This is a genomic window from Streptomyces sp. CT34, assembly GCF_000805335.1.
In the GTDB taxonomy this organism is placed as follows: domain Bacteria; phylum Actinomycetota; class Actinomycetes; order Streptomycetales; family Streptomycetaceae; genus Streptomyces.
On the sequence record NZ_KN708638.1, the window covers coordinates 3,883,160 to 3,898,384 of the forward strand.

Annotated in this window: 11 protein-coding genes, 1 tRNA gene and 1 riboswitch; of the genes, 4 read left to right on the forward strand and 8 right to left on the reverse strand. The window is 72.7% G+C overall.

The features are described from left to right. Window positions 1-12 precede the first annotated feature (12 nt). Window positions 13-315 (forward strand): hypothetical protein, encoded by a 303-nt coding sequence (locus RZ84_RS16935; RefSeq protein ID WP_043265018.1) that lies wholly within the window; start codon window positions 13-15, stop codon window positions 313-315. A 305-nt stretch (window positions 316-620) separates the two neighbouring features. Here RZ84_RS16935 and RZ84_RS16940 read toward each other — a convergent pair whose 3' ends face one another. The 5 genes from RZ84_RS16940 to RZ84_RS41220 form a co-directional block, all read right to left on the reverse strand. Continuing rightward, window positions 621-1,562, reverse strand: a complete 942-nt coding sequence (locus tag RZ84_RS16940; protein ID WP_043265019.1) for an aldo/keto reductase — start codon at window positions 1,560-1,562, stop codon at window positions 621-623. Between the two features lie 250 nt (window positions 1,563-1,812). Then, window positions 1,813-3,096, reverse strand: a complete 1,284-nt coding sequence (locus RZ84_RS16945) for a M23 family metallopeptidase (RefSeq protein WP_043265020.1) — start codon at window positions 3,094-3,096, stop codon at window positions 1,813-1,815. 11 nt (window positions 3,097-3,107) lie between these two features. After that, window positions 3,108-3,247, reverse strand: a riboswitch (cyclic di-AMP (ydaO/yuaA leader). 785 nt (window positions 3,248-4,032) lie between these two features. After that, a complete protein-coding gene (locus RZ84_RS16955) occupies window positions 4,033-5,112 on the reverse strand; it encodes a PP2C family protein-serine/threonine phosphatase (protein WP_043265022.1) in 1,080 nt (359 codons plus the stop codon). A 384-nt stretch (window positions 5,113-5,496) separates the two neighbouring features. Beyond that, on the reverse strand, window positions 5,497-6,552 hold the full coding sequence (locus RZ84_RS16960) for a LysR family transcriptional regulator (RefSeq protein WP_078894662.1): 1,056 nt from the start codon (window positions 6,550-6,552) through the stop codon (window positions 5,497-5,499). A gap of 269 nt (window positions 6,553-6,821) precedes the next feature. Continuing rightward, on the reverse strand, window positions 6,822-8,507 hold the full coding sequence (locus tag RZ84_RS41220) for an MFS transporter (protein WP_052229978.1): 1,686 nt from the start codon (window positions 8,505-8,507) through the stop codon (window positions 6,822-6,824). Window positions 8,508-8,776: 269 nt separating this feature from the next. On the opposite strand from RZ84_RS41220, the gene RZ84_RS39010 reads away from it, so the two are divergent. Then, window positions 8,777-8,944 carry an anthrone oxygenase family protein gene (locus RZ84_RS39010; RefSeq protein ID WP_157878844.1) on the forward strand — a complete coding sequence of 56 codons (168 nt, stop codon included), beginning with the start codon at window positions 8,777-8,779 and terminating at the stop codon, window positions 8,942-8,944. Between the two features lie 201 nt (window positions 8,945-9,145). Here RZ84_RS39010 and RZ84_RS16975 read toward each other — a convergent pair. Both RZ84_RS16975 and RZ84_RS16980 read right to left on the reverse strand, forming a co-directional pair. After that, a tRNA-Lys gene (locus RZ84_RS16975) sits at window positions 9,146-9,218 on the reverse strand. A gap of 381 nt (window positions 9,219-9,599) precedes the next feature. Continuing rightward, window positions 9,600-11,837, reverse strand: a complete 2,238-nt coding sequence (locus RZ84_RS16980) for a DEAD/DEAH box helicase (RefSeq protein ID WP_043265023.1) — start codon at window positions 11,835-11,837, stop codon at window positions 9,600-9,602. A 281-nt stretch (window positions 11,838-12,118) separates the two neighbouring features. On the opposite strand from RZ84_RS16980, the gene RZ84_RS39015 reads away from it, so the two are divergent. Then, a complete protein-coding gene (locus tag RZ84_RS39015) occupies window positions 12,119-12,931 on the forward strand; it encodes a hypothetical protein (RefSeq protein ID WP_043265024.1) in 813 nt (270 codons plus the stop codon). A gap of 50 nt (window positions 12,932-12,981) precedes the next feature. Here the strand turns inward: RZ84_RS39015 and RZ84_RS16990 are convergent, their stop codons facing one another. After that, the gene (locus tag RZ84_RS16990) at window positions 12,982-13,332 is read right to left on the reverse strand and encodes a metallopeptidase family protein (protein ID WP_043265025.1); all 351 of its coding nucleotides are present in this window, start codon (window positions 13,330-13,332) and stop codon (window positions 12,982-12,984) included. 132 nt (window positions 13,333-13,464) lie between these two features. On the opposite strand from RZ84_RS16990, the gene RZ84_RS16995 reads away from it, so the two are divergent. Then, on the forward strand, window positions 13,465-15,147 hold the full coding sequence (locus RZ84_RS16995; RefSeq protein ID WP_043265026.1) for a metallophosphoesterase family protein: 1,683 nt from the start codon (window positions 13,465-13,467) through the stop codon (window positions 15,145-15,147). Window positions 15,148-15,225: the final 78 nt, after the last annotated feature.

Here is a 15,225-nt window from a genome sequence, read left to right on the forward strand (position 1 = left end):
GAGGTTTCTGTGATGGCCGGTATACCGACGAGTGTGGTCGCGGCGAGTGGGCTGGTGGCTGGTTACGGCGTCGCCCGGTGGACCAAGAAGCGGCCGTTGGGCGGGGTGGCGCTGGCGGCTGCCGGGGCGGTGGCGGCCAAGGGGTGGCAGGAGAAGGCCGGTACGAAGGCAGCGGCTGCGCTGAGCGGGGCCTATGTGGCGGCGTTCGCGGGGTCGCATCCGCTGGCCAAGAAGATCGGGGCGTGGCCTTCGGTGTTCGCGGTCGCGGGCGGGGTGGCGCTGGCGTCGTGGGTGGTGGCGGATCGGCGGGGGTAGCGACGACCACCGGGCCGCGGGGGTTGTGACTGCCCCCGGGGCCGGACCGGGTTGTGGAGTTCGTGGTGCGGGGCGGCGAAGATAGCCGCCCCGCACCGCTGTTGTGGGCCTGCGCCGCTGTTGTGGGCCTGCGCCACGGTTGTTGGCCTGCACCGCTGTTGCCACGCCGCACCGCTGTTGTTTGTCGGCCTGCCCACTGTCGTCGGCGTGCGCCCTCTTGTCGGCCCCCCGCGTTCAAAGACCCCCGTCCTCAAGGGGCCCCCGTCCTCAGGGGTCGGAGGTGGGGTCGGCGGCGGGGGCGAGCGTCAGGCCGATGCCTCCCTGAGGAGGGCCAGTTCGACGTCGGTGAGGGTGAGGTCGGCGACGGCCAGGAGGGGCGGGAGCTGGGCGACGTTGCGGGCGCTGGCGATGGGGGCCGCGACGGTGGGCTGGGCAGCGAGCCAGGCCAGGGCGACGGTGGCGAGCTCGGCCCCATGGGTGGCGGCGACCGTGTCGAGGGCCTGGAGGACGCGCCGGCCCCGCTCGGTCTCCAGGTACTCGGCGGCCTTCCCGGAGCGGGCACTGTCGACGCTACCGCCCGGGCGGTACTTGCCGGTCAGGAAGCCGGAGGCGAGGGCGTAATACGGGACCGCGGCGACGCCGTGGCGGGCGGCCACATCGGCGAGTTCGCCCTCGTAGGTGTCGCGGGAGACCAGGTTGTAGTGCGGCTGGATCGCCACGTAGCGGGCCAGGCCCTCGCGGGCGGAGAAAGTCAGTGACGCGTCCAGGCGCTGCGCGGAGATGTTGGACGCGCCGATCTCCCGGACCTTGCCGGCGCGGACGAGCTCGTCGAGGGCGGTCAGGAACTCCGCCACCTCGACCGACTCGTCGTCGTAGTGGGTGTAGTAGAGGTCGATGTAGTCCGTACGGAGACGGGTCAGGGACGCGTCGACCGCGGTCTTGATCGTGGCGGCGGACAGGCCCTTGAGATCGGGGTGGGCGCCGACCTTGGTGGCGATGACGACCTCGTCGCGGTTGCCGCGGGCCGCGAGCCAGTTGCCGATGACGGTCTCGGACTCACCGCCCTTGTTGCCGGGCACCCACACCGAGTACGCGTCGGCGGTATCGATGAAGTTCCCCCCGCCGGCCACGTAGGCGTCGAGCACACGGAAGGACTCCGCCTCGTCGGCGGTCCAGCCGAAGACATTACCCCCGAGGGAGAGAGGGGAGACGGAGAGCGAGCCGATGGTCTTGGCAGTGTGGGTCATACCTTCTTTCAACGCCGGCGGGTGGGGAGTTGTTCCCATCCAACGCCGGCGGGCGGGGAGTTGTTCCCGTCCGCCTACGCGTCGTTGCCACAACCGGCAGCACCTCGTTCCGCGTCCGGAAGCACCTGGTTCCGCGTCCGGAAGCACCTGGTTGCCGCATCCGGCACCTCGTTGCCCTACGGGCACGTGCTTACCGGTTCCACCCGCGCATTCCACGAGGGAGTGCGCCCGTATGTCAGACGCCCGTATGTCAGACGCCGACCCCGTGGTCGCGCAGCCACGGCATCGGGTCTATCGGGGCGCCGCCGTCCGGGCGCACCTCCAGGTGGAGATGCGGGCCGGTGACGTTGCCGGTGGCGCCGACACGGGCGATCACGTCCCCCGTGGTGACCTTGCCGGAGGTCTTCACCATGGAGGACAGATGGCAGAACCAGAGCTCGGTGCCGTCGTCGAGGGTGAGGACGATGCGGTAGCCGTACGGGCCGGCCCAGCCCGCCTGGGTGATGGTGCCGGAGTGAACCGCCTTGACCAGTGAGCCCGTTGGCGCCGCGAAGTCCTGCCCGGTGTGGTTCGCGGCCCAGTGGTCGCCGGCCTGGCCGAAGCTCGCGGTGAGGGTGTACGAGGAGACCGGAACGGCGAAGCTCTTCGCCAGTTCGGCACGGCGGGCGGCCTCCGCCGCCCGGCGCTCGGCCTCCGCCGCCGCCTCCTTCTTGGCGGCAGCGGCCTGCTCCGCTGTCTTCTGGTGCACGGTCGCTTCCTTCGCAGCCTCCTGGATCGCTGAGTGCTCCGCGGCCTGGCGCGCTTCCCGGTCCGCGGCGCCCTGCTGGGCATCGGCCTGCTGGAGGATCCGGCTGCGCAGCGCCTCGGCCGCGCCGGTGCCCCGAGTGGCCTCGTGGTGCGTCACACCCGCCTGGGAGAGGGGGCGGGAGGTGTCGGCGGACGCGGTTGCGGAGTCCGCCCCGGAGGCGGACGGGGCGTGCGTACCGGCGGCCGATGCCGCCGTCGCGCCCCCGCCGTCGTCGGACGTGGCGCCCCCGCCGTCGTCGGAGAGGAGCGAGCCGATGCCGGGCAGCGACGCGGCGTCCGGGAGCTTGCCGGCGAGGTCGTCGGCCATCCCGCCGAGGTCGGGCATCGAGATCGGCACCGGCGGCCGGTCCTCGGCCGTGGCCATCCCGCCGGCGCCGACCGCCGCGATGACGCCGACGCCCAGGACCGTGCCACCGCGGGCGAGTCCACCGCTGCGCTGTTTGGCCACCCGGTGCTTGCCGCGGACGGGGCGGACGGACTCCTCGGTGGGGTTCCACTCCTCCCAGGGGCCGTCGCCCTCGCCGGACGCACCGTCGTGGGTGGCGGTGAATCCCGGGGCGACGGCGGGTATTTCGGAGGCGTCGCGCCCCTCGTCCGGGTCGGGGAGATCAGCGGCGGGGCCGTCGATGCCGTAGATGCCATCCATGCCGACAACGCCGTCGCGGCCAGCCGGTCCGGCGAAGTCGTAGGCGGACGGGGCGTATGGGGCGGGCCTGTTGGACGCCACGGGGGCGCACTCCTTTCCTTCCTTCTCGCCTACCGGGTTAGCTGACGGGTTCGGAGCAGGAAGGTCTCCTACGGTCGCCCCCTGGCGAGAGGCGTCCGATTCACCCCAAGGTGGTGGTTCCCCGGTTCCCTTGGCGCGGTGCTGCGCAATTCCAGGCAGATACGGCTGATTCAGGTGCGCCCCGTCGGGCGACCTGTGCAGTTCTGTGCATTCCGTACGGCTCCAACGACTCTTTACGGCTCTGCACGGCTCTGTACGACGGGGCGCGAGCGAGCAGTTCGGAGTGGTGCGGAGTGCTGCTGGACGTGCGGGAACAGCGCATTCGGGATTCGGCGTCGGCGCGCGGAGCCGCCACTGGCGACGGCTGGGACGACCGCGCTCCGTTATCGGACAGTAATAGAGACGGCGGTGGAATACCAAGCGTTCCCGCGAATCCGCCCGGGTTTTGCCCCGCGCCCCGTACGAGGCGTGGCATGGGACTTTCGCCATCGGCGCGGGCGCAGACAGGACGATTCGCCGGCACCGCGCCAGGTGATCTTGCGGTGATGGTGTGTCAGTTGTTATGCGGACGGGCGCCCCGCGAACACGGAGCGTGAGAGCAGTACGGCCGGGATCACGGCCGGGAACCCGATCGGGAACACAGCCGGAACCACGGTCGGGATCATGGTCGGCAACGTCGTGAACACCGGAAACGCCGAGATAGCCGGGAATACGGGGAACACCGGGAACGCCGAGATAGCCGCGAACGCCGGGGACGCCGGGAGCGCCGGGAGCGCCGTCAACAGCGCTCAGGCAGTGGCGAATCGGCGGCTGCCCCTGGGGCTGTCCCCCTGTCCCCCCGGACAGGCCCTGTCCCCATCTCCACCCCACCCCCATCCCCACCCCCATCCGTATCCCAATCCATCCCCATCCCGATCCGTATCCCCATCGGCACCCCTATGCCTCCAAGGGGCGCTGCACCGCCAGCAACGCCATGTCGTCCGCCGGCTCCCCGCCCGCATGCCGGGCCACATCGTCGAGCAGCAGCTCCAGGAGGTCGTCGGGCCCGGTGAAGTGCCGGCCGCGCAACCGGTCGCCGGGGTCGTAGAACCGGCCCAGCAGGTCCCGGGCCTCGGTCACCCCGTCGGTGAACAGGAGCAACAGCGCCCCGGCCGGAAGGAACGTCTCGTCCGACCGGTCCGGCCAGGCGGCCACATCGCTCAGCCCCAGCGGCAGCGCGGGCGAACTGGGCATCAGCTCCCGCAGGCCCCCGTCGGGGCTGAGCAGCAGAGGGGCCGGGTGGCCGCGGTTCAGGACGCGCACCACGGACCGGTCCACCGCGGGTACCTCCGCCAGTACGGCGGTGGTGAAGCCCTCGTGCCGGTCGGGTCCCTCGCGGCGCCCGCCCTCCCGTTTGAGCGCGCGTTCCAGCCGACCGGCCACCGCCTCCAGGGTGGCCTCCTGCTCCGCCGCCTCCCGGAAGGCACCGATGACGACCGCCGCCACCTCCACCGCCTCCAGCCCCTTGCCCCGCACATCGGCGACGATCATCCGCGCGCCGTACGGGGTGTCCTGCACCGCGTAGAGGTCGCCGCCGATCCGGGCGTCGGCCCGCGCGCCCACGTAGCGGGCGGCGACCGAGAGCCCGGCGAGCTGTTCCGGCGGCGCGGGCAGCACGGCCCGCTGGGCGGCCTCCGAGACATCCCGTACGGATGCCAGCCGGGCGTCGCTCATCCGCACGACCCGGTTGATGCCGAGCGCCAGCAGCGCCACCACGACGACCGTGACCGCCTCGGTCACCGACTCGTAGTAGTCCTTCTCGCCGTGGTACGTCATGACCCAGACCTCACTGAGGACGGCGGCCACGACGGTCACGGCGGTGGCCCGCAGGGTGTAGAGCGGGGCCGCCACCAAAGGGGCGGCGGAGAGGAACGGGGCCGCGGTGTACTGGGGCGGCGTGACTCTGTCGAAGACCACGCCACTGACGATCAGCACGGCGGGCAGCCAGCGCGCCAGGCGGCGACCGAGCGGGGACATCTCCTCCCGGCGCGCCCGCCTCTCCCGGTCGCCCGTGCGGTATCTGCCGCCTCGACGCATCCGCACCGGCCTCTTCCCACTCCGTCCGCCCGGCCGCGCCCCGTATGGGCTCCCCCGTCCGTAAGGGCTCCCCCGTCCGCGGGGGCACCCTCGCGTGCGAATGACTCGCGTACGGAGGAACGGACACCGTCCCCCAAGGCTCGCCGCTACGGGAGCCGGGCGGCGAGTCCTCGGGGGCCGGACGGGTCAATACGCGGGCGTCGGTACGGAGGGGGCGATACGGGGCGTCGGCGCGGCGGGTTCGGTACGGGGGACGTCGGTACGGGGGGTGTGTACGGGGCGGGCCCGGGGCGTGCGCCTCTCCTCTCACGCCCGCGGGTGCCGCTACGGGCGCGGCCCGGCGAGGTGCGCGCCCGCCTCCGCGTCCGCATCCGTCGCACGGCCCGCACCGGGCTCCGCTACGGGAGCGTCCACCGGCTCCGGTACGCCGACACCCCCACCGGCGCGCCCGTCCCCTCCCGCGCCCCCGCTCGCACTCCCATGCCCATTCCCACTCTCACTCCCGCTCCCCCTCCCGCCCTCGCACTGCCGGACCGTGGCCCGCGCATGGGCGAGGAAACGGCGGGTCAGCGGGTGCTCGTCGTTCCGGGGGTAGACGAGGCGCAGCGGCAACAGAGGCGCGTCCGGAATCGCCACGAAGGAGACGAACGGGTGCACCCGCTGCCGGCCGATGGACTCCGGCACCACCCCGATCCCGCGGTTGCCGGCGACCGCCTCCAGCCACTCGTCGAAGTTCCCGCAGCGGACGGCGACTTCAGGCCGTTCGTCCGCGGGCCAGTCCGACGGGTCCGTCGTCCCGCTGACCTGGTTCAGCACCAGCCGCCTACCGGCCAGCTCCCGCCAGCTGATCTCGTCCCGCGCCGCCAGCTCGGAACGCACCGATACGGCCGCGATCCGACGCTCGTGCAGCAGGGTCACCGCGGTCATGCCCGGTGCGGTGACCCGGCCCCGCAGGATCGCGATGTCCACCTCTCCGCTGTCCACCCCCGCAAGCGCCGCGTCCCGCCTGAACACCCGTGCCCCGACGCCGGTTTCCGCCTCGAAGCGCTCGATGGCGGCCTGCGGCCAGGTGGCCGGAAACCCCCAGGCGAACCCGATACGGAAGAGGGGCGCGTCCGGTGCGGGCCGCAGCGCCGCCGTCAAACGGGGCAGCAGCACCCGGAGTTCGTCGTAGAGCCGCTCACCGGCCGCGGTCAGCGTGACCTGCCGGGTCGTCCGCTCCAGGACGCGGTAGCCGAGCAACTCCTCCAGCCGGCGGATGGTGCGGCTCACGGTGGGCTGCGAGAGCGCGAGCCGGTCGGCCGCCCGCGTGAAGTGCCGCTCCTCGGCGAGGGCCACGAAGCAACGGAGGTGATGCAGCTCTATCCCCGTGATCGCCATGATCGGCATCCTAGGCGGGACACTCCCGGGCACTCGTGGGCAACCAGGCGATCGGGGCGGCAGGGCAGCCGGGGCGGGACCTCCCAGGGCCCGGCGTCTGGTGCCTGGCGTCCGCCGGCTCCCCGGCCCGGCGTCTGCAAGCACCCAGGGAGACCCAGGGAAGGCCAGCGAGGCCCGGCCCCTACGGAAACCGCCCCCCTTCCCCTCCCCCTACCTCATCCCCTCCTCCCCCGCGGCGTCGCCCCGCGCCACCTCCGCATGCCGCCCCCTCATCCCGCCCCAGATCGCCAGAAACGCCACCACGGCCACTCCGCACAGCAGCCACATCGCCGCCTGATTGCCCCGCAGAAACACTTCCGCGGACAGCGCCTCGACGCCCTGCCGGTCCAACCTCGCATGCGTACGCAGCAGTTCGGCACCCGCCGCCGGATCGGCGACCGCCCGCGCCACCCACTCCCCACCGGGCAGATGCCGCACGGCAAGCGCATCTCGCAGCGCGCCCCGCGCCGCCCGGCGGTAGACCTCCATCCCGGCGGCCAGCCCGACCGCACCGCCCAGGTTGTGAAAGGTCCACGACGAGCCGACGGCGGTGCCCGCCAGCCGTTCCGGGACCGCCGACAGCGCGGCAACCGTGGCCGGTCCGAGCACGCACGCCCAGCCGATCCCATGAGCGAGAACGCCAGCACGATGAAGCCGGTCCCGCTGTCCCGTGTGAACTGCGCCTGCAACACCGCCGACAGCGCGAACGCGGCGAAGCCCACGCAGAGCAGCCGCCGCGGCGGGAACCGGTCGGCCAGCCGCCCCACCACCGGCGACAGCAGCGCCATCACCGCCGTACACGGCAGCAGCATCAGCCCGCTCGCGGTGCCCTGGTAGTGCCGCACGGAGAACAGGAACAGCGGCATCAGAAAGAACGCCAGACAGTAGAAGAACGCCAGCGAGAAATCGGCCGTGATGGCGCCGAGAAACATACGGTTACCGAACAGCCGAAAATCGATGAGAGGTGCCGCGACCTTCCGCTCCACGAAACAGAACGCCACGATCCCGGCGGCACCCAGGCCCAGCAGCGCGAGAATTCGACCGGACGCCCAGCCCCAGGCATCCCCCAGCGTGAGCCCGAGAATCACCGCCGGAAGCGCAAAACTGATCAGCGCCAACCCGATCCAGTCCATGCGCTCGGCACCGCCCAGAACCCCGCCCTCACCTTCCGCCGCCCTCCGCACTTCCCGCACCCCTGAAAACTCCCGCCTTTCCCACTTTTCCACCCTTCCCGCCCTTCCCGCCGTCCCCGTCCTTCCCTTCCTGTCCTCCCTTTCCTTTCCTCCCCGCGATTCCCGCACCGCCGAAAAGCACATCGCCAGCCCGACGACCACCAACGGCACGTTCAGCCAGAACACCCAACGCCAGTCCAGCCACCCGACGACGAACCCGCCCAGCATCGGGCCGATCGCCAGCCCGACACCGTTGACGCCGTACAGCGCTCCGATGGCCTTGCCGCGCTGCTCCTCCGGGAAGGTGTCGGCGACCAGCGCGCCGGTGCTGGTGTACAGCACGGCGCAGGCGGCCCCCTGCACAAAACGGCAGACGATCAGCATCCGTACGTCCCCGGCGAATCCGGCCGCCAATGACGCGATACCGAAAACCGCCGTCCCGCTGTAGAGCACCCGCCGCCGCCCGTGGCGGTCGGCCAGCCGCCCCATCGTCACCATGAACATGGACAGCGCAACGACAAAGACATTGACGATCAGCTGGAGTTCGGTGACCGTCGCCCCCATGTCCCGCTGGATATCAGGGGCCGCCGTATTGACGATCGTGAGATCGATACAGCCGAGAAAACTGATGATGCTCAGCCCGGCGAAAGCCCACCGTCTCCGCCCGGAGTCTCTTCCTTTTTTGCGGTCGCCCTGCCGGACACCTGCCGCGCCCGCGGCCTCTACGACCGAACAACTCTCCACAATTCCCGCCCCTCGGGTCGCCTGTCGATACCGTCCCGCACGACGCTAGGCACGACACCGAAACCGGAGAAATAGCATTCCCGTCCGCCTCATACGCCCCGCGAATAAATCCCGGCACCGACGGAGCACCACCCACCCCGCTCCACCGGACCCACCCCCACCCATCGCAACGCTAGAAATGCAAGCCACTCGATCTAGCGTCACTCCACAAACTAGCGACGCTAGACATCGTCGTCACGGCCACCGCGCTGCTCGTCGTCGGCGAGCTGATGTCGGTCGCACGGCTCGTCCCGATCAGCTCCCGCGTCGCCCGGTGGACCCACGACAGCCTCCCGGCGGACTGGAAGCAGCAGATCGGCCGCCGGGACCGTTTCCACCATGTGCGCGTCGGCATCATCGTCGCCGCGTTCGCCCTGCCGGCCGTCGCCCTGATCTGAGGCACGGCCTCCCGCAGAGCCGAGGCGCGCCGTCGTGCGCCGCATTCCCCGTGCCCGACCGGCATCTGACGCAGCGCCTGCCGGGGGGACCGAACCCGCACGGCGCCCACGCCCGGCGGGAAAAGCGAAGCGCCTCGGCCGGAGTTTTCCGGTCGAGGCGCTGAACCGCAGGTCAGAGGCGCTGTCCTGCGAGGGATTCGGTGGGCCATCAGGGGCTCGAACCCTGAACCAATGGATTAAAAGTCCACTGCTCTGCCAATTGAGCTAATGGCCCGCAACGAGCAGCATAGCCCGAGGACGTCCCGCAGCCCGAAGGCATGGGCCATCCGGCCAATCGGCGGCGCGCCGCCGCGGTGTCCCGTGTGCCGTGAAGGCCCCGGTACGGCCGTGCCGCATGCCTTCCGCGAGTGCCTCGCTCACCGGGCTCGGGCGACCGTGCGGGCCGTCACGGGCGCTGCACAGGCGCCTCCCCCCACGCCACCACCTGTGCCAACGCGCAGGGCCCGTACGGCACTTGCACGCCGTACGGGCCCTGCGGAAGCTATGGCCGAATCTCGGCCATCACGATCTCGGCCAGCACGCTTCGGAGATCACGCTTCGGAGATCAGCCCGCTTCGCGGATCTGCGTGCTTCGGGGATCAGCGCGCTTCGGAGATCAGCCGTTGCGCTTCCAGCGCGGCTTGTCGTCGCGGCGGCCGAAGGAGCCGGCCGCGCTGCCCGAGCCGCGGTGGTCGTCCCGCCGGCCGTACGGACGGTCGCCGCGGTAGCCGCCGGAGGACGGACGGCCGCCGGAGCGGTCGTCGCGGTTGAACGGGCGGTCGCCGCCGCCGGAGCGGTAGCCGCCGGAGGCGCGCCCGCCGGAGCGGTCATCGCGGTTGAACGGACGGCTCGGACGGTCGCCGCGGTCGCGGTTGAAGCCCCGGTCGTCGCGGCGCTCGAACGACCGCCCACCGGAGCGCTCGTCGCGGCGGTCGCGGTCCCGGCCGAAGCCGCCGCGGTCGTCCCGGCGGTCGAAGGAACGGCCACCGAAGCGGTCGTCACGACGGTCACGGTCACGGTCCCGACCGAAGCCACCCCGGTCACCGCGGTCGTCCCGGCGGTCCCGCTGGAAACCGCCGCGGTCGTCGCGGCGCTCGTCACGGCGCTCGAAGGAACGGCCACCGAAGCGGTCATCACGACGGTCGCGATCCCGGTCGCGATCCCGGTCCCGGTCGCGGTCGCGTCCGAAGCCGCCGCGGTCGTCACGGCGGTCGTCACGGCGCTCGAAGGAACGGCCACCGGAGCGCTCGTCACGGCGGTCGTCGCGCCGGTCGTCCCGGCGGTCCCGGCGCTCGAAGTTGCCCCGCTCGTCACGGCGGTCGGACGACCGGCGCTCGCCGGCCGCCTGCTCCGGCACCGTCACCGCGGCCTCGGCCACCGCCTCCGCGGCAGCCTGGGCGGTCGCCGCCAGCGCCTCCGCCGGGTCCTCGCCGCGCTCGCGGGCGGCGCGGGCGGTCAGCCGGTCCGCCTCCTCGCGCAGTTCGGCGGCGCGGCGCTGCAGCCGCTCCAGCTCGCGGGTGAGCATGCCGACCTCGCGCTCCGCCTGCTTGGCGGAGTTGTTGGCCGACTCGGCCTGGACCTCGGTGAGCGAGCGCGCGCCGGTGATCCGGGCGACGTCGTCGTCGAAGGCACCGGCGCCGCCGACGATGTGGCGCGAGGCGTCCACGCCCGCGTCCTCCATCAGGCGGAAGATCTGCCGACGCTGGTGCGGCAGCGACAGCGAGACGACGGTGCCGGACTGGCCGGCGCGGGCGGTACGGCCCGAGCGGTGCAGGTAGTCCTTGTGGTCGCCGGCCGGGTCGACGTTCAGCACCAGGTCGATGCCGTCGACGTGGATACCGCGGGCGGCGACGTCGGTGGCGACCAGCGCGTTGACGTAGCCGTCCTTGAAGTCGGCGAGGACGCGGGTGCGCGCGCCCTGGGTCATGCCGCCGTGCAGCGCGTCCGCCTTCACGCCCGCCTCGACGAGCTGCTCGGCGATCCGGTCGGCGCCCAGCTGGGTGCGGACGAAGATGATCGTGCGGCCCTTGCGGGCGGCGATGGCGGCGGTGACCGGCGCCTTGTCCTTCGGCTTCACGACGAGGACGTGGTGGGTCATGGTGGTGACGTTGCCCTGGGCGCTGTCGACCTCGTGGCTGACCGGGTCGGTCAGGTAGCGCTTCACGAGCGTGGAGATCTCGTTCTCCATCGTGGCCGAGAACAGCATCCGCTGGCCGCCCTCGGGCACCTGGTCCAGCAGCTCGGTGACCTCGGGCAGGAAGCCCAGGTCGGACATCTGGTCGGCCTCGTCGAGGACCGCGACCCGGACGTCCTCCAGGGAGCAGGCACCGCGGTTGATGATGTCGCGCAGCCGGCCCGGGGTGGCGACGAGGATGTCGACGCCGCGCTCCAGGGCGTAGATCTGGTTGCCCATGGACGTACCGCCGCAGACGACCTTCATCTTCAGGCCGAGGACGTCGCCGTACGGCTGGAGGGCGTCCGCGACCTGCATCGCGAGCTCACGGGTCGGGGTGAGGATGACCGCGCGCGGCTTCTTCTTGTCGGTCTGGCCGCCGGCCAGCCGGGCCAGGGTCGGCAGACCGAAGGAGAGGGTCTTGCCGGAGCCGGTGCGACCGCGGCCGAGGATGTCCTTGCCGGCCAAGGCGTCCGGGATGGTCGCGGCCTGGATCGGGAACGGGGTGGTGACACCGTTCTGCGCGAGCTTGCGGACGACGCCCTCGGGGAGCCCGAGGTCCGCGAACGTCACGGTGTCGGCGCCGGCGGCAGCCGTCGCGGGCTCTGCGGATTCGGCGACCTCGGGAGCCGGCTGCTCGTCGAACGCGGGCAGGGCGGACTGGTCAGTGGAAATGGACATGCGAAATGCGAAACCTTCCGGAGTCTCGGCACGCGCCCACAACTCCGTGTGATTTCGCAAAGACCGCCTCTATGCGGTCAGCCACGGCAAGGGAGAGAACGCGCCACGCGGCGCGCTTCTTTTCTGGCGCCGGGCAAATGGGATCAAACGATCTACCACCATACGCACCCTGCCCCCCGGAAGGCAAATGGCCTCCCGGCCACCCGCTCCGCGCACCCTCCCCACCCCCTGACCAACGCCCCCGTAGGCCCCCGTATGCCCCGGACCCCACCCGTTCTCAGGTGTCCCACTCCACCTGCGGCGCCGACAACGACGGTGCCGAGGCCGACGAGGACGAGTGCGCCCCGTGCGAGGACGACGAGGAGGCGCCCGAGGACATCGGGGACTCGGGCGACGGCCCGGACGCCTGGGTGCTGCTGGGCGACTGGGAGCCACGCGGAGGCCCGGACGGCCGCCCGCTCGGCACACCGGCGCTCGGCGAGGCCGGCGCGGACGGCCGGTCGGAGCGGGACGGCGACGGCTGCGCGGGTGCCGACGCGCCGCCCCGGCCGCCGGACCCGCCGTGCCCCGCCCCCGCACCGGGCTGGGGCCCGGACGGCTTGGCCGGCTGCTCGGGCTCCGCCGGCGCGGCCGGTGACGACGAGGGCTGCGCCCCCGCCGACGGCCCGCCCCCGTCCTCGCGGCCCGCGGCCGGGTCGCCGCCCGCCGGACGCCCGGGGCCGTGTCCCGTCCGCCGCGACCCGTTGCCGCGCCCGTCGGCGGCGAGCCCGCCGGGGCTGGGCTTAGCGCCCTTCGCGTCGCCGTGCCGCGCGGCGCTGCCCGACGGCTTCGGGTGGCCGGGCTCGCTGACGCTCATGCAGCCGGCCAGCGAGGCGGCGAGCGCGGAGACGGCCACCGCCGCGGCGGCGACCCGCGCCAGCGGACGCCCGGACTGCGGCGCGGAGCGCGCGGCCGGGCGGCCGACGCGCTCCGCGGCCGGCCGTGACGGGAGCAATGGGGGGCGGGCTGGCATCGGGCGCACGGCGGGACCTCCGGATCCGGGGCGCAGGGACGGCGGCGACGGACGCCCTGCCCAACTCCCGCCCCCCGCTTGAGGACACGCGCACCACCCGCCCGATCGCACCGGCCCGGCCGGCGGCTGCGGTCAGCCGTACCCCAGTGCGTGCAGCCGCTCGTCGTCGATCCCGAAGTGGTGCGCCACCTCGTGAACGACCGTCACCTCCGTCTCGGCGACCACGTCCTCCTTGCTGGCGCACATCCGCAGCGTCGGCCCGCGGTAGATGGTGATCCGGTCCGGCAGGACGCCCGCGTACCACTCCCCGCGGTCGGTCAGCGGCGTCCCCTCGTACAGGCCGAGCAGTTCGGGGTCGCCGCCCGGGGGCTCGTCCTCGACGAAGACCGCCACGTTGTCCATCAGCCGGGTCAGCTCCGGCGGGATCCGGTCCAGCGCCTCGGCGACCAGTTCCTCGAACTCCTCGCGCGTCATTTCCAGCACACCACCATTCTCCGCCCGCGGGCCCCGCGGCCCGCTCCGCAACCGATCGTCCGGGACCGGCCGCCGGCCCGCAGCCCAAGCGGAGCCGGAACGTCCCGCATAACGGGCGGGCGCCGCGGGCATACGGGGCCAATGGCCCGCGCAGCGCGCTCCCGGACATCGCATCCCGACCCGCCACACCGGCCGCACCCCCGGCTACCGCGCCCCCGTCGCCCCGGCATCCGCACACCGTCCGTACGGCATCTGCCCGCAGCCGTACGGGGCCTGCCCGCCACCGTCCGCCGCCACTACCGATCGCGTCGTACGCCACCCGCTGTCTCGCTCGCCCCGCCCGCGCGCCCGTACGCCCGCGCCCTCGGCCTGGCGGCCGTCGCCGTGCTCGGGGCCTGGCTGGGGCTGCTCGTCATCGGGAGCGTCCAGGCCCCGGTCGGCCCGATGGACACCACCATGGCTCTACGGCCCTCCCTGGCCGGCGGCACCCGGATCACCGTCCCGCCACTGGGCGACCTGGAACTGGACAGCCACTACGCCCCCGTCCGCCTCGATGTCGACGTCGACCGGCTGGACCCGGCCCGCTCCACGGAGCTGGTCGAACATCCCGAGCGATTCGCCGGCCTCCAGGACCAGGTCACCCGTGACGTCCTCCGCGGCACCGCGGGCCTCGCCGTGGCCTCCTGCGTGGCGGTGGCCTCCGGCGCCACCGCACTGGGCCTGGTCGTCTACCGCCGCCCGCGCCGCGCGCTGGCCGCCGGCGGCCTGGCGCTCGCCCTGCTCACCGCCTCCGGCGCCGCCGCCTACGCCACCTGGAACCCCGAGTCCGTACTGGAGCCACGCTTCTCCGGACTGCTCTCCTCGGCGCCGTCCGTCGTCGGCAACGCCCGCAGCATCGTCAGCGAATTCAACGTCTACCAAAAGGAGTTGGCCCGCCTGGTCACCAACGTCACCAAGCTCTACGACGCCGCCTCGACGCTGCCCGCGTACCAGCCGGACCCCACCACCATCCGCGTCCTGCACGTCTCCGACATCCACCTCAACCCGGCCGGTTGGCACATCATCGCCTCCCTGGTGAAGCAGTACCGGATCAACGTGATCATCGACACCGGCGACACCATGGACCACGGCTCGGCCGCCGAGAACCACTTCCTGGATCCCGTCTCCACCTTGGGCGCGCCCTACGTCTGGGTGCGCGGCAACCACGACTCGCGCGTCACCCAGCGGTACCTGACCGGCCGCAAGCACGTCATCGTCCTCGACAACGGGCAGGTCACCCAGGTGGCCGGGGTCCGCATCGCGGGCGTCGGCGACCCGCAGTTCACCCCGGACCGCTCCATAGTGGCGGCCGGCGACGCCGCCGAACGCAGCGCCGGCGGGCGGCTCGCCGACGCGCTGCGCACCCAGCGGCTGGCCGGCACCCCCGTCGACATCGCGCTCGCCCACAACCCGGCCGCGGTGACCGAGGTGGACGGCCTGGCCCCGCTGGCGCTCGCGGGCCACATCCACAAGCGCGCGATCAGCACCCTCCCCCGGGGCACCCGGCTGATGGTCGAGGGCTCCACGGGCGGCGGCGGGCTGCGCGCCGTGCAGAACCGGCAGCCCGCGCCCGTAGAGGCGTCGGTGCTCTATCTGGACCGCGCCACCAAGCGGCTCCAGGCGTGGGACGAGATCACGCTGGGCGGGCTGGGCCTGTCCAGCGCCGAGGTCAGCCGCCACCTCCCGAGCGAGAACCAGCCCGGCGCCACGCCCACCCCGTCGTCGAGCCGCTCCGCCGGCCCCTCTCCGGGGGCGGCCGGAAGCCCTTCCGGCGAGCCCCGGTAAACCGTTTTGGCGAACGGTCCTCCCATCCCATATGCTTCTCACGTCCCCGACGGCGCCGGTAACGACGCCAAGGTGGGC